The organism is Cognatiyoonia koreensis, assembly GCF_900109295.1.
GTDB lineage: Bacteria > Pseudomonadota > Alphaproteobacteria > Rhodobacterales > Rhodobacteraceae > Cognatiyoonia > Cognatiyoonia koreensis.
Genome location: NZ_FOIZ01000001.1, coordinates 1,683,228 through 1,704,621 on the forward strand (window position 1 = coordinate 1,683,228; position 21,394 = coordinate 1,704,621).

Here is a 21,394-nt window from a genome sequence, read left to right on the forward strand (position 1 = left end):
GCAACTTAGTCACCACGCCACAGAACAACAACGGCATGTCACGAAATCTTTGAACGCACTGCGACTGCTAGAGAATGAAATCGTCGGTTTGCAACGTGCCCATATGGGTTACTTCGATAATGTGGTCCGTTCGGCCGTTACCATTGTTGTCGATCTTCAGGAAACCGTCGTCAAAACGCACCTGCGCGATTCCGTTGCCGTAGAAGTCGGCGTTCCCGATGAACCCGAGGTTATCGAACGCGCTGAGGTCGATTTTGTCGGTTCCGCTTTGAAAGCCTTTGATGACATCACGTTCATCACGCGATACGCCAGTATCGCCAGGACGGAACACGAAGGTATCGCGATGTTCACCGCTTTCCCAACCTTGTAGCGTGTCGGCACCCTCACCGCCGTAAAAGACGTCCCGACCGCTGCCACCCGTCAGCGTATCATCGCCCGTCCCGCCATACATGCGGTCATTACCGTCGCCCCCGTGAAGTTCGTCATGGTTCGTGTTGCCCGCCATCCTGTCGTGACCGTTGCCACCGAAAAGTTCGTCGCGACCTATTTCGCCGACGATCCGGTCGTCGCCGTCATCCCCGTGGAGCGAGTCATTGCCGCGACCGCCTTCGATGTCATCGAAGCCATCGCCACCGCCGGCGCGATCATTGCCTTCGCCGCCACGGATCATGTCTTCTGAGTCACCACCGTAAAGTTCGTCATGTCCGTCGCCGCCATAGATCCGGTCGCGACCCGTGTCGCCGCCGATCACGTCGTCGCCGTCCTTGCCAGCAAGGATGTCACTCCCCTCTCCGCCGCCGATCCGGTCATCCCCGTCGCCACCGGCAATCCGGTCACGGCCTTCTTCGCCCCAAAGGCTGTCGTTCCCGCTGCCGCCGTCTAAATAGTCGTCACCCTGACCCCCGGCGACCTTGTCATGCGCTGTTCCGCCATAAAGGCGATCATCGCCCCAACCACCATAGACTTCATCCGAATTGCCACCGCCATAAACGCGGTCATCGCCATCACCGCCGGAAACCGTATCAAGGCCGGTGCCGCCATAGACCTTGTCGTTATCGTCTTCGCCATTGAATTTGTCGTTGCCAGACCCGCCATACATCAGGTCGTTGCCATCCCCGCCCCCAGACTGGTCATGGCCTTCGTCGCCGCGCACGGTGTCACGGCCGTCACCTGCCCAGATCTTGTCATTGCCGTCACCGCCCTTGAATACTTCGTTGCGGGCATCAGCAAACACTTCGGAGTAGTCGCCGGATTTCAAGGTGTCATCACCGGACCCTCCCCAGACAACGTTCTTTCCATTCAAAAAGTAATTCAGCCATCCCGCGACATCGGCGACACGTTCGTTTTCATCACCATCCTCGTTGCGAAACCGGCCATTCGCGATGGCAAAGCCGAAGTGATAGATCGCATCAGCTGTCGTATTGATGAACTGGCGGCCCTGAAAGCGCAGCGACCCGCCATCACCCTGCACAAGGTGAAATCCGGTTTCCTCATTGCCTTCGTCGTCGCCGTGCCCGTCTACGAAAAGATCGTACAGGTCTGAATTGGCACGCACGTAGTCGCTTATCTTGCGCAGATCACCCGGCGACAAAAGACCGTCGTCGTTCACGCCCGTGGCCTCGATCGCATCCACGATCACGCCATTCATCAGAATTGCCGCGTCCTGCCCGCCTTGCAGGTCTGCATTGGTGACAGAATCCGTTAGTCCTGTGTCTTGCGCCAGATAGTCGGCAATCGATTCAAGGTTGGACAGCATTTCTGAACGGGTTGGCATTGGGCATTCTCCTGGCAGGAATTTCTGTGTTCTTGTCAGGGTTAACTAGCAATTCTGGTCAGAATTTGGCTAGCTCACGGCAATCGCTATCGGCGGATAAGCGTTTGTGAAACAAGCAGAAAGCCGCCAACTTGCAACGCTAGCGTGTGGTCATAACTGAACAATGACGGGGGATGCCGCGGATTGTTCTGAAATCCGCTTACCTATGGGCAAGTCCTTGCCGCATCCCTTTGTTACGGCCCCGTTGGATCAATCAGCGATATCGGAAAAGAGGTTGTCTTCGTCCAGAAAGTCGAAGGTCTTTTCGTCCGTCGTTCCATTGGTGATGTCACGCACCTCGACCCGGCCATCGCCATAGCCGATCACGACAGAGTCGCAGATGTCGATAAACAGACCATTTTCGACGACACCGGGGATCTGGTTTATCACGAGGCTCAGTTGCCGCGCATTTCCGATCCGGTGAAGGTGAAGATCAAGAATATGATTGCCCTCGTCCGTAACGAACGGGGTCTCTCCGTTCATTCTCAGGCTGGTAGTGTTGCCCAGCACATCCATCCCGATCAGGGATTCCTCGATCAGCGTCTTCGTGGTCTGCCAGCCAAATGGAATGACCTCGACAGGCAGCGGAAAGGCACCAAGCGTTTCGACCTGCTTGGATACATCCGCGATCACAACCATCTGGTCGCTGGCCGTTGCGACAATTTTTTCCTGCAGCAGTGCACCGCCGCCACCTTTGATCAGGTTTAGATCACCGTCGTATTCGTCAGCCCCGTCAATCGTCAGATCCAGCCACTTGGCTTCATCAAGCGAGATGACCTCGATCCCCGCGCCGCGGGCAAGTTCAGCCGTGCGTGTCGACGTTGGCACGCCCTTGATCCGCAGCCCTTCGTCGCGCACCATTTCGCCAAGACAGCGCACGAGCCATGCGGCTGTCGATCCTGTCCCAAGGCCAACCTTCATGCCCGATTGGACGTAGGTCGTGGCCTGTTTCGCGGCGACAAATTTGGCTTTGTCGATGGGTGAAAGATCACTAGGCATGTGGCAGCTCCGCAAGGTCTTTGCCGCCTTATAGGCAAGTTCAGGACGTCGTGCGAGGGTCGATTTTTTGTGACTTTGCGGAATTCATCCCCGATGGGTCGGTTTCCACTCCGGATTTAAAAACGCTGCCCCTTATGTTGCGCGCATGACATCTACATTGCGCCTTCACTATGCCCCTGACAATGCGTCGCTTTGCGTACGTTTGGCGCTGGAAATGGTATCCGTTCCATATACGACGGTGCTTGTTGACCGCGCCGCCCGCGCACAGAAAAGCGCGTCATATACCGCGCTGAACCCGAACGGATTGATCCCGACCCTAGAAACATCCAAGGGCGTGATCTTTGAAACCGGGGCCATCCTGCTTTGGGTCGCAGACCAGACCCCAGGCACGTTATTTCCAAAATCGGATGCGCAGGACCGGGGCGTTGCACTGACGTGGTTGTTCTGGCTTTCAAACACGCTGCATCCGACCCTGCGGATGCTATTCTATCCGGAACAGTATGCACGCGACCCCATAGCGATTGCGAATATGACACGAGACCGGTTGCAGCAGTTTTTGACGCTGGTTGACGGTGTTTGGCCCGACGTCGGAAAGACGCCGGTTCTGCAATGCTACCTTGCCCCGATGCTGCGTTGGTCGGCGCTTTATGGCGGGGACACGCGCTGGTTTCGGCTGTCCGACTATCCGGCCCTCGCTGCATTCGCACATGAATTCGAGGATCATCCCGCTGCCCGGAAGGCGGCAAGAGCCGAAGGACTTGGCCCGACACCTTTCAGCGCACCGATTGCGCCAAATCCACCCGAAGGAAGTGCAACTTAGATGTTTCTGTCCGTCTTCGATATGTTCAAGGTCGGCATCGGCCCGTCATCGTCCCATACGATCGGTCCAATGGTCGCGGCATCGCGCTTTCTGGATCATCTACGCGCCCAGCCTTTCAGCGTCGCTGGTGTGTCGGCCAGCCTACACGGATCGCTGGCCTTCACCGGCGTCGGCCATGCCACAGATCGCGCGGTCGTCCTCGGCCTCGCAGGTCTCGTCGCCCATGACTACGATGCGACCAAAGCCGACGCCGAACTTGCGCGCATCAAGGACGAACAGACTGTACGCCCGGACGGCCTTGGCACGCTGAAGTTCCACCCCAAGGACGATGTCGTTTTCGACTATGGCCCACCCCTTCCCGGCCATGCAAACGGACTGATCCTGCGCGGCCATGATGCGCAGGGCGACGTCATCATTCAGGAAACCTATTATTCTATTGGCGGCGGTTTCGTTCTGACCGAAAGGGAACTGGCCGCTGGCAAGGACACCGACGACGGCCCGCCTGTCCCTTATCCGTTCAAATCCGCAGCTGAAATGCTGGAAATGGCCGCGTCTTCGGGTAAATCAATCGCCGATATGAAGCGCGCAAACGAACTGTCACGCCAGCCGCACGAAGCAATCGACCGCGGGCTCAAGCGGATCTGGGAGGTCATGAACGATTGCATCGACCGGGGGCTGACCACCGACGGGATCCTGCCCGGCGGCCTGTCCGTGCGTCGCCGCGCCAAAGGCATTTATGATGCATTGATGGCTGAACGGGGCATGAACCTGACCGCCCCGCACACCATCAACGACTGGATGAGCACCTATGCCATGGCCGTCAACGAAGAGAACGCGGCGGGTGGTCAGGTCGTCACCGCCCCCACCAACGGAGCCGCGGGCGTTGTGCCATCAACGATCCGATACTGGCTGGACCATGTGCCCGGCGCGAGCGTTTCCCGAGTGCCCGAATTCCTTCTGACTGCCGCGGCAATTGGCGGATTGATCAAGTTCAACGCGTCGATTTCTGGTGCGGAATGCGGCTGTCAGGCAGAGGTCGGCAGTGCTGCAGCCATGGCTGCAGCGGGCCTTGCGGCAGTGCTTGGCGGCACGCCTGAACAGATCGAGAATGCCGCTGAAATCGCGCTTGAACATCACCTTGGCATGACCTGTGACCCTGTCAAAGGGCTGGTGCAGGTACCTTGCATTGAACGTAACGGGCTGGGCGCGATCAAGGCGGTATCGGCTGCCTCGCTCGCGATGCGCGGTGACGGCAAACACTTGGTGCATCTCGACGTCGCCATCGAGACAATGCGTCAAACCGGTGTCGATATGAGCGAGAAATACAAGGAAACCGCGTTGGGCGGTTTGGCTGTGAACGTTCCGAACTGCTAGGGACTGACAGAAAAGAACTGCTCCTGGCTTCGCTGGCCGAATTGCAACTCTGTGATCTGCCGCCTAACGTTTCGCAATGCAGACAGATCGCCCTTTTCTCGGCATACTCCTGATGCTTGGCTTTTGTGTGCTGGCACCGCTTGGTGACAGCATCGGAAAGCTGTTGGGCGCCGTGATCGGGCTTGGCGTGCTCGTCTTCGTGCGCTTTTCGATTCAGGCGATGATCTTGCTGCCCATCGTACTCTGGCGTGGCGACGGCTTGCGGTTGCCGCCGGGCACGCTCTGGCTCGTTCTGACGCGCACGGCACTGCATATTTGCGGTATTGCGATGATGTTCATGGGGCTAAGGTATCTGCCGCTTGCCGATGCACTGGCCATCGCATTTGTCATGCCGTTCATCATGCTGCTGCTGGGCCATTTCGTGCTGCACGAAGAGGTCGGCTTTCATCGCCTGGCGGCCTGCGCGGTCGGTTTTGGCGGCACGCTTCTTGTCATCCAGCCGAACTTTGCAGCGGTCGGCGCGCCCGCGCTTTATCCGCTTGGCGTAGCTGTGGTTTTTGCCCTGTTCATGCTGGTCACACGACAAGTTGCCAAGAAACTGGATCCGATCAAGTTACAGACGATCAGCGGGCTTCAAGCGACGGCGATGCTGTTGCCCTTTTTCCTCCTTCTGCCGCAGCACCCCGAGTTCGCGGTCGCCATGCCGGATCGCTGGACGGTTTTTCTGCTGATCGCGCTTGGGTTGCTTGGCACTTTTGCGCATCTGATGATGACATGGAGCCTGCGCTTTGCACCTTCCGCAACCCTTGCCCCGATGCAGTACCTCGAAATCCCCATCGGGACGCTGATTGGCTGGATGGTGTTCAAGGATCTGCCCAACGGGCTTGCTGCTCTTGGAATCTGCATCACCGTCGGGGCTGGTCTTTACATTATTCTGCGCGAACAGCGGCTATCGCGGCGTCAAGCTGCGCCAGCGGCAGAGTAATCAACAAGGGGCCGTCCGCCACAACGCTTACCGTATCATCCGCAGCCTCGTTCGACGAACTGACCCAACGCGTTGGATGCAGGTCCACGCCGTCGAGATTCCAGCGCAGACCGGTCGTTTGGGCTTTTACCGTCGCAAGCGGCAGCAGGCCAATGCGGGTTCCAACGGGCACGGCCAAGCGCATCCTTGCAGGTGACAGAAACACAACGTCGGTCGTGCTGAGCAAAATGACCGGTTGATGGGCGTATCGTGCAAGCACGTTCACGACTGCCATCTGATGATCCAGACGTCCGCCCAGAAAACCGCACCCTAGGATCAGCGGTGCGCTGATGCGGCTGAGTGTCTTTTCAAAATCCGTGGTATCGCTTTCGGTGACCAGATGGATCACATCCGCGAATGCGCTGCGTGCTTCTTTCGAAATGCTATCCAAATCGCCAATCACCGCTGCGACGTCGCAGCCATGAGCAAGAGCGTGATCAGCCCCCCCGTCTGCAGCCACAACACTTGGCGCGTGGTTTAGAGAAATGTTAAGCTCGGTCGTGCCAAGTTCTGCACCACCAAGCACCGTGATTGGAGAAGAACTGGAAACAATTGGGCTATGCATGCTGGATTGTCCCGAATTCGTGGACATTCCTTATTCTCGACACGAAATAATACCGCATATTTCCCCTTCTTGTTCCGGATTTAGAACCAATTGATGGTGAATAAGGTGTCACTGGGTTTGGAGAAAGCGAGCAAAATAATGGTTGAGTCGAGCAAGATTCTTACCGTGTCCTATGGCACCTTTTCGTGCACGCTGGAAGGTTTCGAAGATTCCTTTGGCACGATGAAGGCGATTGCGGAGTATTTCCGCGATTTGGCACAGGGCGACCGGTACTTCGGGGCAGAACCCCCCGCACCTGACGCAGAGATGCTGACACGCATTGCGGAAAAAGAGATTGCCCGCCGGGTCGAAGCCCGCGCGGACGAAAGCGGAATCGTGCTGCGCGCCGTGGATGCCGCACAGGCACCTGCCGCGGCACCGGCCATGCCGCCGGTTGCGACACCACCGACAGAGGTGAAAGTCGCAGCAGTCGCGACAGCCGCTGTCGCAGATCATGTCGAATCCACCCACGCTGCGACGGCAGACGCGGATGGTGACGTCGCTAGGCCGGAGGCCGGGGAAGTAACTGCCCCAACGCTCGTGGCCTCCAGCCCGGCGGCGGCTGACGCTGACGACGCGCTTGACGATGACATGGCCGAAGAAATGGACGTCACTGCTCCGGCGGCCAGCTTTGCCGAAATGGATGCCGGCCAGATTTCAGAAGTGCCAGCGCATCCGGACGCCGACAGCGTTGCGGCCAAATTGCAGCGCATCCGCGCAGTGGTTGGTCCTGCTGCCGCCGACGACGACATGCTCGAAGATGAGCAGACCGAATCCTTTGCCGATGACGCCGAGGAAGAGATCGCAGACATGCCACCAGCCAGCGACGATTTCGCCGCCTTTGCCGCCGAAGACTCCTTCGACGAAGAGGACGAAAACGATTTTGCCGCCGACTTGGATAACATCGACACTGAAGCGCAAGACGATGAGAGTGCAGACGACGATATCGCTGAAGCCGAAGAAGACGAGGCCGAACTGGCTGACGATTCGACGGGCGAAGACGATGACGCCGAGGCTGACGCGATGGAAGACGACAGTGACGCTGACGTCGCTGCTGATGCCGACATCGACGATGACAGCGCGGCGGAATCATTCGACCAAGACGACGCTGCCGAAGCGGACGAAGCAGAAGCTGAAGTCGCCGAGGACGCGGAACCCGCTGTCGAAGCCCCAAAGCAGAACTTCCGTGCCCGCATCCTGCGCGTCGCCAAGATACCTGCGCTTTCAGCCCAAGCAGACGAAGCAGACGACTTGTCTGAAGACACTGCAGACGCCGTACGCGAAAGCATCGCGGCCCAGTCGGGTGACGATGTGGTTGCAGAGGCTGACGGTGCCTATGATGATATCGACGATGCAGACGTCGCCGAACTGGCAGACATTGACGAACCATCAGAAGCCACGCTGTCTGACGAGGACGAAGCAGAACTGCTTGCCGATCTGGCAGAGGTCGAGCGGGAGATTGAGGAAACGAGCGAAGCGCCCGCCGCTGAAGCCGCGCCCGAAGCCCCCGCAACGCCAACTGGCCGTGACATCCTGCCGGAAGCTGATGACGCCGCAATGTCGCGCATCATGGATCAGGCGGACGAACAGCTGTCCGAACCCGAAGGCAGCCGCCGCCGCAGCGCAATTGCGCAGCTGAAAGCAGCCGTCGCCGCGACCGAAGCTGCCCGTCAGCTGGGTGACAAGGGTGAGGACCAGGCTTCCAAGGAAAACGCGTTCCGCGATGATCTGAACCAAGCCGTACGTCCCCGCAGTGGCGATGAACTGCCACGCACCCAACTGCGCACGGAACGTCCGCGTCCTGCTCCGCTCAAGCTTGTCCCCGCCCAGCGCGTCGACGAAGCGGACACCGCAGACAGCGACGCCGCCCCTGTGCTGCCGCGCCGCGTTGCCAGCGATGCAGGCATGGTCGATGCCGGCAACTTTGCCGACTTCGCAGCAGAAATGGGCGCGACGGAGCTGCCAGATCTGCTGGAAGCCGCTGCTGCCTACACGGCCTATGTCGAAGGTGTCGAGGACTTCTCGCGCCCGCAGATCATGAAGAAGGTTCAGGCGTCCGCGACAGAAGAGTTCAGCCGCGAAGATGGCCTGCGCTCTTTCGGCACCTTGCTGCGTCAGGGTCGGATCAGCAAGGTCCGCAACGGTCGCTTCCAGGTTTCGGACCAGACACGCTTCAAGCCGGAAAAGAAAGCCGGCTGATCACCGTCACAAGACGCACAAACAACGGCGCAAGGGAAACCTTGCGCCGTTGTCTATTCTGGCACCCAGTCTTTCCGGGTCATGCTTATGAACGCGTCGCCCACGCCGCCCGCGACGTTGCGGCCAACCATATCGGCCAGTGACCGTGTCGACTTGATTGCCGACCAGCCCGGCCCTGAAAACGTTGACCGCCTGAAGACATGTTCCGACAAGAGCGGGTTCGTCAGTGCCTGACTGAACGCATCCAACGCGACGAACATCAGCACCAATCCAGGCAACGGGCTGTTCGTCACCCGGTCTTCGCAAAACAGACCAACGTGAAAATCGACATCTCGGGGATGGCTGTAGTGGCGCGCCAAAAGTGAAGCCACCGTTGGATCGGATGAAATATCACTGAACCGCTGTGGCCGCTTCTGGCCAAGATAGGCGCAGTAATCCGAATAGCTGGCCAGCTGGCAGTGCCGGTCCTGCTTGATCGATTCCCGTTCCACGTTCAGCAGCATCGCACCGGTATTTCGCGGGCCTAGTTCTGCCGCCCGGTTCGCGCTCATGTCCTTGAATCCCTGGAGCAGCCCGCCGTCGATCAGGATCGCATTGTTCATGAAGGTTTTGCGCGTGGGAAATGTCGTGCCATTCCATGTGATCTGATCTGGAATCAGCGCGTGCCAGCGATAGAGCAGACTAAATTCAGTCGTGATCCAATTTGGCTTGTTCCAGACTGCACGCCACGCGACGGACGGGTCAGCGCGCAGATTGAACGGCATTGGAGAGATGTGATTGATGTAATCCTCGACCACGATCTTGATGAACATGACGATCATCGCATTGCGTGTTGTTTCGAACACCCGTGTGTCGTCCCAATCGGTATGGGCCGCTGCAATTTCAGCCGCCAGACGATTGTGTTCACGCAGTAAAACTGTGTTGATCATGGCGACCTGTGGTACTGAATTCACCCGGTCACCGCCCACCGCAAAAAGCTTTGCCCGGCGATCCGCTTCAAGGCTGCTAAGTCCCAAAGGTGGATCGAGTGCTGCGAACTCTGGTTTGACAGCGTCGTTTTCATAAAGAAACGGCGGATATATCTCGCCGTTAATGACCTGAAACTTGAGCTGCCCGCGTTCGTCGCCAACCTCGCTATTCAGGCGCAGCGCGCGGGTTTGCGCGGTCGTTCGACCGTAAAGCGTGCAGAGGTCGATTTCATGGTTCGAGGTGTTGCGCTTGAACCTGTCAGCCAAGTCCTCACCTTCGGGCGTCAGGTCTTCGGATTCCGTGCGGATGAAGCCATCTGTCAGATATTGCGCAAATGCCGGGAACAAGCATGTCGACTTCGGGCAAAGCCGCTGGCTGCCCTCGCCGCGCGCAAAAAGTTCCAACAAGTCATCCACCGCGGGCGGATCATCACGTTTATCCGGCGGCAGATGCCGCCCGCTCCAGCGTCGATCCGTCAGGCCGGACCAGGACACGTAATCATGTTTTGTCGACAACGGGTGCGGACGCGCGCGTGCTCGTTTGACCACCCGGTTAACTGCCCACCGGTTGGCGAAAACGGCCAAAGGCTCGACCGCTTGAACAATGGAAAAGGCGAATGCTTGAAGTCTGTAGGACAAAGTCGGCATGGCGACACTCAATCTATGCATATTCAAATGCAGACAGAATGCAGCAGATCCGCCGATCGGGGTAGTCAGGTTTGCCTGACCCTTGCTCAGGAACCTAGTCGGCGTCCGGGTCTGATTGCCCGATGCCTTTGAAAACGAATTTTAGTGGAAACACCCATGCGACGCCAAGAACGACGTAGAGTACGAACTGTACCGCCCGCGGCCATTCAGTCGTGTTGCTCATCAGTGTGACGACCAGCACGATGTAGGCGGGCAACCCGACCACCAGAATGAACAATGACCAGCGCCGGCGGGCTTTGTACGTCATGACTGTCCTTTAGTCAGCGAAGGGATCGGTGACGAGGATGGTATCGTCCCGTTCGGGTGAGGTTGAAACTAGTGCAACGGAACACTGGATCAACTCTTCGATCCGGCGCACGTATTTGATTGCCTGCGCCGGCAGGTCGGCCCAGGACCGCGCCCCTTCGGTGCTTTCCGACCAACCTTCAATTTCCTCATAGACGGGCCTGCAACGCGCCTGCTGATCGGCCGCTGTCGGCAGATAGTCCAGTATTTGCCCGTCAAGTTCATAGCCTGTGCAGATTTTCAGCGTTTCAAACCCATCGAGCACATCCAGCTTGGTCAGTGAAATGCCCGTAACCCCAGACGTCGCGCATGTTTGGCGCACAAGGGCGGCATCAAACCAGCCGCAGCGCCGCTTGCGGCCTGTGACAGTGCCGAATTCATGGCCCCGCTCGCCCAGACGCTGCCCGTCTGCATCGTCCAACTCTGTCGGGAACGGGCCTTCGCCGACACGCGTGGTGTAGGCTTTGACAATCCCCAGCACATAGTCGATGGCGGTCGGCCCAAGGCCGACACCCGTCGCCGCCTGCCCCGCAATGACGTTTGATGACGTCACAAATGGGTATGTGCCAAAGTCGATATCAAGAAGGGCACCCTGCGCGCCTTCGAACAGGATCCGCTTTCCGGATTTGCGCTGTTCGTTCAGCACTTTCCAAACCGGGGCGGCGTATTCGAGGATTGCGGGTGCAATGTCCTGCAGTTGCGCAACCAATGCGTCGCGATCCACGGGATCAATTCCCAGCCCACGCCGCAATGGGTCATGGTGCTGCAGCGCGCGATCGACGCGGGCTTCAAGCGTGGCCGGGTCCGCCAGATCGGCGACCCGCACGGAACGGCGGCCAACCTTGTCTTCGTATGCCGGGCCGATCCCGCGACCGGTCGTGCCGATCTTTGTGCCCTTGCTTGCAGCCTCTTCCCGGGCACGGTCGAGTTCGCCATGGATCGGTAAGATCAGCGGTGTATTTTCCGCAATCATCAGCGTTTGGGGCGAAATATCGACACCTTGCTCACGGATCGTCGCGATCTCCTTGACCAGATGCCAAGGATCCAGCACCACACCGTTCCCGATGACAGAGAGCTTGCCGCCACGCACGACGCCCGATGGCAGCGCGTTCAGCTTGTAGACTTTACCATCAATGACGAGGGTGTGCCCGGCGTTGTGCCCGCCCTGAAAGCGGGCGACGACGTCAGCGCGTTCGGACAGCCAATCCACGATCTTGCCTTTGCCTTCGTCGCCCCATTGCGCGCCGACAACCACTACATTCGCCATGATCTTCGTCCTTTCAGGAATCCCGCGTGCTGCTATAGCGACAGCGACCGCGTGATAAAAGGCGCAAAACGATGCTGGACTTGACCACGCTCTGTTGGCAGTTTCGCACGCGGTAGCGAAGGACGATCAGGATGGGCTTTGTAATTCGGTGGGTATGCGCGTTTATCCTACTTGGCGCGACCTATAACCCGACACAGTGGAATTTCTTTCGCTGGGTGCAGACGGGTTGGGAAACGCATCTGCCGCTGACCATTTTGTTTTCGCTGATCCTGCTAATCGGATATATCATCTATCTGCGGGCGACGTTGCGATCGATCGGCTTCTTTGGCCTGCTGCTGGTACTGGCCGTTGTCGGAACGGCCCTTTGGGTTCTTTTTGATTTCGGTTGGATCAGTCTTGATAATCCGACAGTCAACACTTGGCTGGCCATTACGCTTTTGTCTTTCGTGCTGGCTGTGGGCCTTGGGTGGTCGATTGTACGGCGGCGTATCTCTGGTCAGGCCGACGTTGACGACGTTGACGCATAGGGGGCTTGCGAGGCCCAACGCAAAGTCATAGATACCCCCGAACACATCCGAACCGTAGGCCCAGCCCCCCATGGAAAATGTCGTCCTTGTCGTCCATCTGATCCTGGCACTTGCTTTGATTGGCACCGTGCTGATGCAGCGATCCGAAGGTGGCGGCCTTGGCATCGGCGGTGGTGGTGGTGGCGCTACCGGTGGACGCGCGCCTGCGACGGCAATGGGCAAATTCACATGGTTGCTGGCAATTGCCTTCATCGGCACATCGATCGCACTTACAATCATTGCGGCGAATAATGCAGCCAATTCCTCGGTTGTTGATGGTGCCGATTTGCGCGCACCGACCACCGAAGAGGTGACAACACCTGACTTGGGTGACAGTCTTTTGCCGCCCGGAACAAACGATGACGAGTCGCTGGTTCCTTCCGGTAACTAAGCCCTTATAACACCACAACAACTGCCCCTTTTTGTAAATGGGGCAACATCATCTTGCGTCATGGGTTGTCATTTGGGGCCGAATCCCGGTATTCTCAAACCCCGTGATGATGCGAACTTTCGGGTCCGCGATTTGCACTGAATTCAAGATCTCACGGGGGATGCCAGCAGCATGGCGCGTTATATTTTCATTACTGGTGGTGTTGTTTCGTCCCTTGGCAAAGGTCTTGCTTCGGCGGCATTGGGCGCGCTGTTGCAGGCGCGTGGTTTTTCGGTCCGCCTGCGCAAGCTTGATCCTTACCTGAATGTCGATCCCGGTACGATGTCGCCGTTTGAACATGGCGAGGTGTTCGTCACCGACGACGGCGCTGAAACCGATCTGGATCTTGGCCATTATGAACGCTTTACCGGTGTGCCCTGCCGCAAGACGGATTCGGTTTCTTCGGGCTACATCTATTCCAGCGTCCTCGAAAAAGAGCGGCGTGGCGATTATCTGGGCAAAACCATTCAGGTCGTTCCGCATGTTACGAATGAGATCAAGGAATTTCTGAAGATCGGCGAGGATGAGGTCGATTTCATGCTCTGCGAAATCGGCGGCACCGTCGGCGACATCGAAGGTCTGCCCTTTTTCGAGGCCATCCGCCAGTTTTCCCATGACAAGCCACGCGGCCAGTGCATCTTCATGCACCTCACCTTGTTGCCCTATCTGGCCGCATCAGGCGAACTGAAGACCAAGCCGACACAACACTCTGTCAAGGAACTGCAGTCCATCGGGATTGCACCGGACGTGCTTGTTTGCCGGTCCGAGCACCCCATCCCTGAAAAGGAACGCGAGAAGATCGCGCTGTTCTGTAATGTGCGCAAGGAATGCGTCGTTGCAGCCTATGATTTGAAATCCATCTATGAAGCTCCGCTGGCCTATCACGAACAAGGTCTGGATCAGGCCGTTTTGGACGCGTTCGAAATCTCGCCGGCCCCGCAGCCGAACCTGTCTGTCTGGCACGACGTCTATGACCGCATCCACAATCCCGAAGGCACGGTCAAGGTTGCGATTGTTGGTAAGTATACCCAGTTGGAAGACGCCTATAAGTCGATCGCAGAGGCGCTGACCCATGGCGGCATGGCCAATCGGGTGAAGGTCAAGATCGAATGGGTGGACGCCGAACAGTTCGACCGCGAAGACGCGACCCCCTATCTTGAAGGGTTCCATGCGATTCTTGTGCCCGGTGGCTTTGGCGAACGCGGCACCGAAGGCAAGATCAAGGCCGCGCAATTCGCACGTGAAAAGAAGGTGCCTTATCTTGGCATCTGCCTTGGCATGCAGATGGCCGTAATCGAGGCCGCTCGCAACGTCGCGGGTATCAAGACGGCTGGGTCCGAGGAATTCGACCATGAGGCGGGCGAGAAACGTTTTGAACCTGTGGTCTACCACCTCAAGGAATGGGTGCAGGGCAATCACAAAACGACCCGAAAGGCCGATGATGACAAGGGCGGCACGATGCGCCTTGGTGCCTACAATGCGACGCTTCTTGAGGATTCCAAAGTGGCAAAGATCTACGGCAGTACTTCTATCGAGGAACGTCACCGCCACCGCTATGAGGTCGATACAAAGTACCGTGATGCGTTGGAAAAGGTCGGGCTTGTGTTTTCGGGCATGTCCCCTGACGGCAAACTGCCCGAGATTGTCGAATGGAAGGATCATCCGTGGTTCATCGGCGTTCAGTATCATCCGGAACTGAAGTCGAAACCCTTTGCACCGCATCCGCTGTTCGAAGGTTTTGTGAAGGCGGCTGTCGAGAATTCCCGTCTGGTCTGACGCGCTGCCAGATCAGAAGTTGAAACTGATCGAGCGGGTCACCACAAGGCTGACATTCAGCTGGTCGCTGCTGCCCTGCTGCACAATCGGGCTGTTTGCTGCGTCATTCAGGAATTCTTCGTAGGTGATTGTTCCCGTGACGCCCCAGTCTTCGTTGAAATCATAGCTGGCGCTGGCTTCAAGCCCTCGGCTAAGGACGCCGCCCGTCGCGGCGAAGGCGTCATAACTGCTTGAAGCGGCCTCGTCCGGGCTTACCCCGAAATAGGTTTCGGCGTAATCGTCGGTGCCGCCGAACAGACGCGGCCCCAAGGTCAATGTCAAATCGTCAGTCGGTGTATAGATCAGATCGCTCCCGATTTCGGCGACCCAGGCCTCGTGACCGATCACGCCATATCGCACTTCTGCATATGTTAGCGTGCCCCAGTCTCCGTGTCCCGTCGGCAGATCAGTATAGGTGATCCCTCCACCCAGTTCGAGCGCGGCATCAATATCGTTCAGGCCCAGCAGTTCATCGTAGTCGTCGCCGGAGCGTTCACCAATATAGCGAAAACCGCCTTTGAAGCCGATCCCGTTGGGATCGCCGTCACCGATGACGACTGATCCGAATGCAAATCTATCTAGCGCAAAACTGCCTGTCGGCCCGATCACCGTCTCATCCGATCCAAAATAGGCCGGACCGGACTGCGCACCGAGTCCAAGATCGAACGACAATTCATTCCCACTATCCGCCTGTCCAAAAGCAGGTGTCGCCAGTATGGCAAGAAGTGGGGCAAGGCGCATTTGATCGACCTCCGGTTGCGGTATTCCACACCTAACACACGCCAAGCACTTGGCAAGTCAACAACATCCGCGCTAGGTGCTGGGAATGCTGTCTTATCAACATAGCTATCACGCCGGAAATCTGGCTGACGTGCACAAGCACGCACTGCTGGCTTGGATGCTTGCCTATATGGCGCAAAAGGACAAACCCCTGTCCTATATCGAAACCCACGCCGGACGGGCGGTTTATGATCTGGCGGGGCCAGAGGCTGCAAAGACTGGCGAAGCCGCGACCGGTATCGGACGGGTTGCAAACTGGTTCAACGATCACCCCTTTGGTCGCGTTCTCGACGCGGCGGCACCGCATTATCCAGGCTCGCCCCTGATCGCTGGCACTTTGCTGCGCGACAGCGATACATTGGCGCTTGCCGAACTTCATCCGCAGGAAAATACTGCACTGGCAGAAGCGATGCTGCCCTTTCCGGCTATGGTCAAACAGATCGACGGCTTTCAGCTTGCCATGTCGATCACGCCGCCGTCGCCGCGCCGTGGCCTGCTGTTGTGCGATCCGTCCTACGAGGTCAAAGCTGATTACGCTGCCATTCCGGATTTTCTGGCCAAAATCCATCGTCGCTGGCCGGTCGGCGTGCTGGTCGTGTGGTATCCCATCCTTGTCGACGCCCGACACAAGCCGATGATCAAGGCACTCCGCAGCGCGATCCCCGATGGCGACGTGTCCGAAGTAGCCTTTGCACCGGCCCGTCCGGGGCATGGTATGATCGGATCGGGGCTTTTCGTCGTGAACGCGCCTTACGGCTTTGACGCCGAAGAAAGTCGCCTCTCTAACCTGTTCAAAAAACTGGAGAATTGAGATGCCCAAAGGATACTGGATCGCCCATGGGACAGTTGATGATCTCGATGCGTATGACGCCTATCGTGCGGCCAATGCAGCCCCCCTTGCCGCATTCGGCGGGCGGTTTCTGGTCCGTGGCGGGTCGCGCGAACTTGCAGAAGGAACTGCCCGCCCGCGCACTGTCGTCATCGAATTCCCAAGCTATCAGGCGGCAGTCGATTGCTATCATTCGGACGCCTATCAAGCGGCCAAGGCGATCCGCGACCCGATCAGCACCGCCGATCTGGTGATCGTGGAAGGCTATGACGGCTAGGGGTTTTCACCGGCAAGGTGGCGACCTATGTAGGCACTATGTTTGCTGACCTGATCCGGCGTCTGACCGCCCCCGCCCCTGAACAAATGCCCGACGATGACGCGCGCCTTGCACTTGGGGCATTGCTTGTCAGGATCGCACGGGCCGATGGCGATTACGCCAACGTTGAAAAAGATACCATCCAGCACGTGCTGTCCAAACGCTACGGCCTGGATGATGCCTCTGCCTTGCTTGCGGAATGCGAAGCGCTTGAGGCCGAGGCACCTGATACGGTGCGCTTTACCCGCGCCATCAAAGACGCAGTGGCCTATGAAGACAGGCTTGGTGTCGTCGCATCCATGTGGGAGGTCGTGCTGGCAGATGGCGTGCGTGAAGAACATGAGAACCAGCTGATGCGTCTGGTCCCGCCGATGATCGGTGTCGAAGATCAGGACAGCCATGCCGCGCGCCGCCGGATCGAAGACCAGCGCAAAGGCTGACACGTGATCGCCAGCTTGCCGATGTATGACCGCCCGACCAATGCGGTCGCACATGATCTGTTCTGGTCGTTGATCCGCGATCATTTGCGCGATGATGGCATTGATGCACCCGACCAGCTCGACCGCAGCGTCCTGTACCGCGATACCTGGAGCCGTGCCGATCTTGTGCTTGGCCAGATTTGCATCATGCCTTACCGCACGAGTTATGCGAAAGATGTCACTGTCATCGGCTCCAGTGATTACGGGCTCGAAGGCTGTCCGCCCGGGCATTTTCGTGCGCTTTTCGTCTGTCGCCATGATGATCCGCGCGATCTGAAAGCGCTATCAGGGGCGCGCTTTGCCGCCAATGCCAAACACTCATTCTCCGGCTACCAATCAGCGCAAGAAAAGCTTGCCGATTTGGGGCTTACCCTTCCTGATCCGCTGATCACGGGCAGCCACGGCGCAAGCGTCAGGTCTGTCGCCCAAGGCGAAGCGGATTTCGCTTGCATTGATGCCCAGACGTGGCGGATGCAACAAGCTGACATGCCAGAGACCCGCCATCTGCGCGTTCTCGGCGCGACCAACACCGCACCCGGACAGACGTTCATCACACGCCAAAGCGATGACCCTGCCCCTTATTTCGCCGCGATAAAGTCGGCCATTGTGGCACTGCCCCTCGACATTCGCACGACACTGGGTCTGCGGGATGTCGTGGCCCTTCCTGCATCGGCCTATGCCTGAGCCATTGCATTCATGTTCATTTTCGGCCCAAAGTCATCCGACCTGAAAGGATGTAGCCCGTGACCGCACCTGTCATTGAAATTCGCGACCTGCACAAGTCCTATGGGGCGCTCGAAGTCCTCAAGGGCGTCGACATTGTCGCGCCAGCCGGAAACGTCGTGTCCCTGATCGGTTCATCTGGATCGGGAAAATCCACCCTATTACGTTGCGCGAACCTGCTGGAAGACAGCCAGCAAGGTGACATCCTGTTTGAAGGCGAAGCCGTCAAATGGAAGGGCTCTGGCCTGAACCGCCGCCCGGCAGATCATGCACAAATGATCCGCATCCGCACAAACCTGTCGATGGTGTTCCAGCAGTTCAACCTGTGGGCGCATATGACGATCCTCCAGAATGTTATGGAAGCCCCGCTGACCGTATTGAGACGTGACCGAGCCGAGGTTGAGGCGTCGGCACGCAAATACCTCGACAAGGTCGGGATCGGCGACAAGTGCGACGTGTTTCCGGCGCAATTGTCAGGCGGTCAGCAGCAGCGCGCCGCTATCGCACGCGCGCTTTGCATGGAACCCAAGGCACTGCTATTCGACGAACCGACATCCGCACTTGACCCAGAACTGGAACAGGAAGTGGTGAAGGTGATCAAGGATCTTGCTGCCGAAGGGCGCACGATGATCATCGTCACGCACGACATGCGCCTTGCAGCCGACGTCAGCGACCATGTCGTGTTTCTGCATCAGGGCAAGATCGAGGAAGAAGGCGCACCGGCTGAACTATTCGGCAGCCCGAAGACTGATCGCCTGCAAGGCTTCTTGTCAGCCACTGTCAGCGCATAGGCTGGATACGATGCAGGACGGCCCCCCGTCCATCCTGCTACTATGCTGGCTTAGCGTTTCCAGTCAGCCAGAACTTCGAAGGAATGCGCCTGCGGCTGCCCTTCAATATAGGACGCGAAATTTGCCCAGAGACCTTTGATCTTTTCTGCGGTCTCGGGCGATGTTTCTGACAGTTCGGTTGTCGAGACAACATAGCCAGAGCCAGCCTTGTCATCGAGAACGTTCAGAAAGCTGTGTTGGCCCGGCAAAGCCATGATCTGGTCCTTCAGCTTATCCATGATTTTCATCGCTGCGTCTTTGCTGCCGGGTTTCATTTTGTAAGGCGTGATACGAGCGTACATAAGTGCTACCTTTCACTGCGGACGCGCCGAGTTGCGCGTCAGTTCTCCGCGATTTCTGTCCGCGGAATGATCAAGTATAGCATGGTTTCCGGATTTCGTGGGCATCAATTGGTTCCGCACACGCGTCTCGCCGCTCTGATCACACCACATTGACGCTCGTAAATTCAGATGGCCTGTCCCTACGTCAGCTATGCCTGCAACCGAATTTTGATGACGCGTATCGGCCACCCTCTTGCCTTTCCCGCCGTTTCGCATAACCCTCGCGCGGTCAACGCGGGTGCACTCAAGCCCGCGCATCTAGGGAGACTACACATGAAAAACCTGATCCTGAGCACTGCGGCTCTGGCAGTCACTGCAACTTTCGCCGTCGCCGACGCACATTCTGTCGTCCGCATGGGTACTGAAGGCGCATACCCGCCGTATAACTTTCTGAATGACGCTGGCGAGGTCGACGGCTTCGAACGCGAGTTGGGCGACGAGCTTTGCGCCCGTGCCGAACTGACCTGCGAGTGGGTTACGAACGAATGGGACAGCATCATCCCGAACCTCGTTTCCGGCAACTATGATGTCATCATGGCCGGTATGTCGATCACGGACGAACGTGACGAAGTTATCGACTTTTCAGAGGCTTACACTCAGCCCGACCCGTCTGCCTATCTAGCCCTGTCCGCAGATGCCGACATCGCCGGTGGTGTGATCGCCGCGCAGGCCGGTACAATTCAGGCCAGCCATGTTGCATCATCCGGTGCCACATTGCTTGAATTCGCGACACCTGACGAAACCGTCGCAGCCGTCAAGAATGGCGAAGCTGATGCGGTTCTTGCCGACAAGTCATTCCTGATGCCGATTGCAGATGCTGACCCTGATCTCGTTATGCTTGACCAGCAAGAGCTGATCGGTGGCGGCGTCGGTCTTGGCCTGCGTGAAAGCGATGGCGAACTGCGCGAAAAGTTCAACGCAGCGATCATGTCCGTCAAAGAAGATGGTACACTGAACGAACTAATCGCAAAGTGGGAAGTCGGCGAACAGTTCTAAGCTAAACCATAGACTTGCAAAGGGCCGTGCTGATGCGCGGCCCTTTTTTCATGTTCTGAACCGATCCGGTCTGTAGGGTGCCAGTCGTTTTGTCGTGGGGTTGGTCGGCCCGTTCAGTACCTCTGCCCCAATGAGCAGTCCCATCAGTGCACCAAGTGTAATGCCCGAGTGCATACAGGCGACATAGAGCCCTTCCATCACATGCCCCACGACGGGCAGATTATCTGCTGGGACCGGACGATGGGCGAGTTCGGCCGCGTCCCACCGCAGTGCGACATCAGGCATCAGCGCCTGAAACCGCGCAAGCGAAATGTCCGCCTCTTTGTCGATGGCGTGCGCCAGCGTTTCGGATGCGTCACGTTGGTGCGAAATCGCGGCGGGCATCATAAGAGAGCCATCAGGCAGTTGTCGCATCTCGCCCATTTCAGTCACCAGTATGTGCTGGAACAGCGGCGGAAGGGGCTGAGTCTTGAGCATGACGGCGGGGCGTTGTGCGAGTGGGATGTTTATGCCGACAGAGTTCAGCAGGCTCTGTGTTCCGGTTCCAATGGCAGAAATCACCTGATCAGCTTGCAGCGTGCCTGCGTTGGTGTGCACGCCAACAACTTTGCCTGCGACGACCTCGAAACCGGTGGCGCTGACCCCTCTTGCGATGCGTGCGCCCGCCGCGAGTGCAGCTTTCAAAAGCCGGTTTGCCAAGGCCCCTGACTCAGCTGCGCCCTCTTGCGCGAAAAGTAGGCTGCGTTCGGGTGGGTTTGCTACGCAAGGGGCAAATTGCGCAAAGGTTTTGGCGTCGATCTCCGTGAATTCGTAGCCAAGATCGCGCAGTTCAGCGGCTTGTGCGTCCAGCGCATCGCCCTTGTTTTCAAAGCAAAGGCAACCGCACCAGTCGACCGGTAAATCCAATGCTGCCGTCAGGTCGCGATAGGCCGCAATTGAATCCGCGCGCAGGTGAAAATGATCATGATCTAGAAAGAAACTGGCGTTGATCCATCCAAACGATGCTTGGGTTGCGGATGCCCCTCCTGCGTCGATTATCGTGACATCGGCCCCGCCGCTTTGCAGTTGATAGGCGATGTTGGCTCCGATGATTCCAGAGCCGAGTACGATGATTTTTTGTGCCATGCCTACCCCGCCGATCTGTTCCGCAGAGTTTCATGTCACGCAGCCCGACTTGCAAGCCGTCTCGTCCGACATTGACACCTTTGCCGCCATGGGACAGGTGTTA

22 protein-coding genes are annotated in these 21,394 nt (G+C 57.9%); 13 read left to right on the forward strand and 9 right to left on the reverse strand.

Annotated elements, in window-relative coordinates:
- Positions 1-67: 67 nt before the first annotated feature.
- Entirely contained in the window at positions 68-1,774 is a 1,707-nt protein-coding gene (locus BMY44_RS18465) for a calcium-binding protein (protein ID WP_089992680.1), read from the reverse strand.
- Positions 1,775-2,023: 249 nt separating this feature from the next.
- Positions 2,024-2,812: a ribose-5-phosphate isomerase RpiA gene (gene rpiA / locus BMY44_RS08350; protein WP_089992683.1), complete on the reverse strand. Its 789-nt coding sequence runs from the start codon at positions 2,810-2,812 to the stop codon at positions 2,024-2,026.
- A gap of 145 nt (positions 2,813-2,957) precedes the next feature.
- Between rpiA and BMY44_RS08355 the strand changes: the two genes are divergently transcribed.
- From BMY44_RS08355 to BMY44_RS08365, 3 genes are all read left to right on the forward strand, one after another.
- Positions 2,958-3,632, forward strand: a complete 675-nt coding sequence (locus tag BMY44_RS08355) for a glutathione S-transferase family protein (RefSeq protein WP_089992685.1) — start codon at positions 2,958-2,960, stop codon at positions 3,630-3,632.
- Entirely contained in the window at positions 3,633-5,006 is a 1,374-nt protein-coding gene (locus tag BMY44_RS08360; protein WP_089992688.1) for an L-serine ammonia-lyase, read from the forward strand.
- A gap of 76 nt (positions 5,007-5,082) precedes the next feature.
- Positions 5,083-5,991, forward strand: coding sequence for a DMT family transporter (locus BMY44_RS08365; RefSeq protein WP_089992691.1), 909 nt, complete (start codon positions 5,083-5,085; stop codon positions 5,989-5,991).
- On the opposite strand, the gene BMY44_RS08370 is transcribed toward BMY44_RS08365, so the two are convergent.
- Positions 5,936-6,595, reverse strand: a complete 660-nt coding sequence (locus BMY44_RS08370) for a thiamine diphosphokinase (RefSeq protein ID WP_165611807.1) — start codon at positions 6,593-6,595, stop codon at positions 5,936-5,938. The two genes, BMY44_RS08365 and BMY44_RS08370, sit on opposite strands and share 56 nt — an antisense overlap.
- 138 nt (positions 6,596-6,733) lie before the next feature.
- Here BMY44_RS08370 and BMY44_RS08375 point away from each other — a divergent pair, with 138 nt between their 5' ends.
- Positions 6,734-8,833: a hypothetical protein gene (locus BMY44_RS08375; protein WP_089992695.1), complete on the forward strand. Its 2,100-nt coding sequence runs from the start codon at positions 6,734-6,736 to the stop codon at positions 8,831-8,833.
- 53 nt (positions 8,834-8,886) lie between these two features.
- On the opposite strand, the gene BMY44_RS08380 is transcribed toward BMY44_RS08375, so the two are convergent.
- The 3 genes from BMY44_RS08380 to BMY44_RS08390 form a co-directional block, all read right to left on the reverse strand.
- Positions 8,887-10,296: a peroxidase family protein gene (locus BMY44_RS08380; protein ID WP_242650504.1), complete on the reverse strand. Its 1,410-nt coding sequence runs from the start codon at positions 10,294-10,296 to the stop codon at positions 8,887-8,889.
- 247 nt (positions 10,297-10,543) lie between these two features.
- Positions 10,544-10,756, reverse strand: coding sequence for a DUF2842 domain-containing protein (locus tag BMY44_RS08385; RefSeq protein ID WP_089992699.1), 213 nt, complete (start codon positions 10,754-10,756; stop codon positions 10,544-10,546).
- 9 nt (positions 10,757-10,765) lie between these two features.
- The gene (locus BMY44_RS08390) at positions 10,766-12,061 is read right to left on the reverse strand and encodes an adenylosuccinate synthase (RefSeq protein WP_089992702.1); all 1,296 of its coding nucleotides are present in this window, start codon (positions 12,059-12,061) and stop codon (positions 10,766-10,768) included.
- 131 nt (positions 12,062-12,192) lie between these two features.
- Between BMY44_RS08390 and BMY44_RS08395 the strand changes: the two genes are divergently transcribed.
- From BMY44_RS08395 to BMY44_RS08405, 3 genes are all read left to right on the forward strand, one after another.
- The gene (locus BMY44_RS08395) at positions 12,193-12,588 is read left to right on the forward strand and encodes a DUF6524 family protein (protein WP_089992705.1); all 396 of its coding nucleotides are present in this window, start codon (positions 12,193-12,195) and stop codon (positions 12,586-12,588) included.
- Positions 12,589-12,658: 70 nt separating this feature from the next.
- Positions 12,659-13,018: a preprotein translocase subunit SecG gene (gene secG / locus BMY44_RS08400; RefSeq protein WP_089992707.1), complete on the forward strand. Its 360-nt coding sequence runs from the start codon at positions 12,659-12,661 to the stop codon at positions 13,016-13,018.
- Positions 13,019-13,189: 171 nt separating this feature from the next.
- A complete protein-coding gene (locus BMY44_RS08405) occupies positions 13,190-14,833 on the forward strand; it encodes a CTP synthase (protein ID WP_089992710.1) in 1,644 nt (547 codons plus the stop codon).
- A 12-nt stretch (positions 14,834-14,845) separates the two neighbouring features.
- Here BMY44_RS08405 and BMY44_RS08410 read toward each other — a convergent pair whose 3' ends face one another.
- On the reverse strand, positions 14,846-15,613 hold the full coding sequence (locus BMY44_RS08410; protein WP_089992713.1) for a MipA/OmpV family protein: 768 nt from the start codon (positions 15,611-15,613) through the stop codon (positions 14,846-14,848).
- Between the two features lie 85 nt (positions 15,614-15,698).
- On the opposite strand from BMY44_RS08410, the gene rlmJ reads away from it, so the two are divergent.
- From rlmJ to BMY44_RS08435, 5 genes are read left to right on the forward strand one after another with little or no spacing between them, the layout of a single operon-like run.
- A complete protein-coding gene (gene rlmJ, locus BMY44_RS08415; RefSeq protein WP_089992715.1) occupies positions 15,699-16,463 on the forward strand; it encodes a 23S rRNA (adenine(2030)-N(6))-methyltransferase RlmJ in 765 nt (254 codons plus the stop codon).
- A gap of 1 nt (position 16,464) precedes the next feature.
- Complete coding sequence (locus tag BMY44_RS08420; RefSeq protein ID WP_089992718.1) at positions 16,465-16,758, forward strand: DUF1330 domain-containing protein; 294 nt, start codon at positions 16,465-16,467, stop codon at positions 16,756-16,758.
- A 38-nt stretch (positions 16,759-16,796) separates the two neighbouring features.
- Positions 16,797-17,237: a tellurite resistance TerB family protein gene (locus BMY44_RS08425; protein ID WP_089992720.1), complete on the forward strand. Its 441-nt coding sequence runs from the start codon at positions 16,797-16,799 to the stop codon at positions 17,235-17,237.
- A 3-nt stretch (positions 17,238-17,240) separates the two neighbouring features.
- Positions 17,241-17,960 (forward strand): phosphate/phosphite/phosphonate ABC transporter substrate-binding protein, encoded by a 720-nt coding sequence (locus BMY44_RS08430; protein WP_089992723.1) that lies wholly within the window; start codon positions 17,241-17,243, stop codon positions 17,958-17,960.
- Positions 17,961-18,019: 59 nt separating this feature from the next.
- Positions 18,020-18,790 (forward strand): ABC transporter ATP-binding protein, encoded by a 771-nt coding sequence (locus BMY44_RS08435; RefSeq protein WP_089992725.1) that lies wholly within the window; start codon positions 18,020-18,022, stop codon positions 18,788-18,790.
- Between the two features lie 50 nt (positions 18,791-18,840).
- Here the strand turns inward: BMY44_RS08435 and BMY44_RS08440 are convergent, their stop codons facing one another.
- Positions 18,841-19,131, reverse strand: coding sequence for a hypothetical protein (locus BMY44_RS08440; RefSeq protein WP_089992728.1), 291 nt, complete (start codon positions 19,129-19,131; stop codon positions 18,841-18,843).
- A gap of 312 nt (positions 19,132-19,443) precedes the next feature.
- On the opposite strand from BMY44_RS08440, the gene BMY44_RS08445 reads away from it, so the two are divergent.
- Positions 19,444-20,166: a transporter substrate-binding domain-containing protein gene (locus tag BMY44_RS08445; RefSeq protein ID WP_089992730.1), complete on the forward strand. Its 723-nt coding sequence runs from the start codon at positions 19,444-19,446 to the stop codon at positions 20,164-20,166.
- A gap of 48 nt (positions 20,167-20,214) precedes the next feature.
- Here the strand turns inward: BMY44_RS08445 and BMY44_RS08450 are convergent, their stop codons facing one another.
- Complete coding sequence (locus BMY44_RS08450) at positions 20,215-21,291, reverse strand: NAD(P)/FAD-dependent oxidoreductase (RefSeq protein WP_089992733.1); 1,077 nt, start codon at positions 21,289-21,291, stop codon at positions 20,215-20,217.
- Positions 21,292-21,394: the final 103 nt, after the last annotated feature.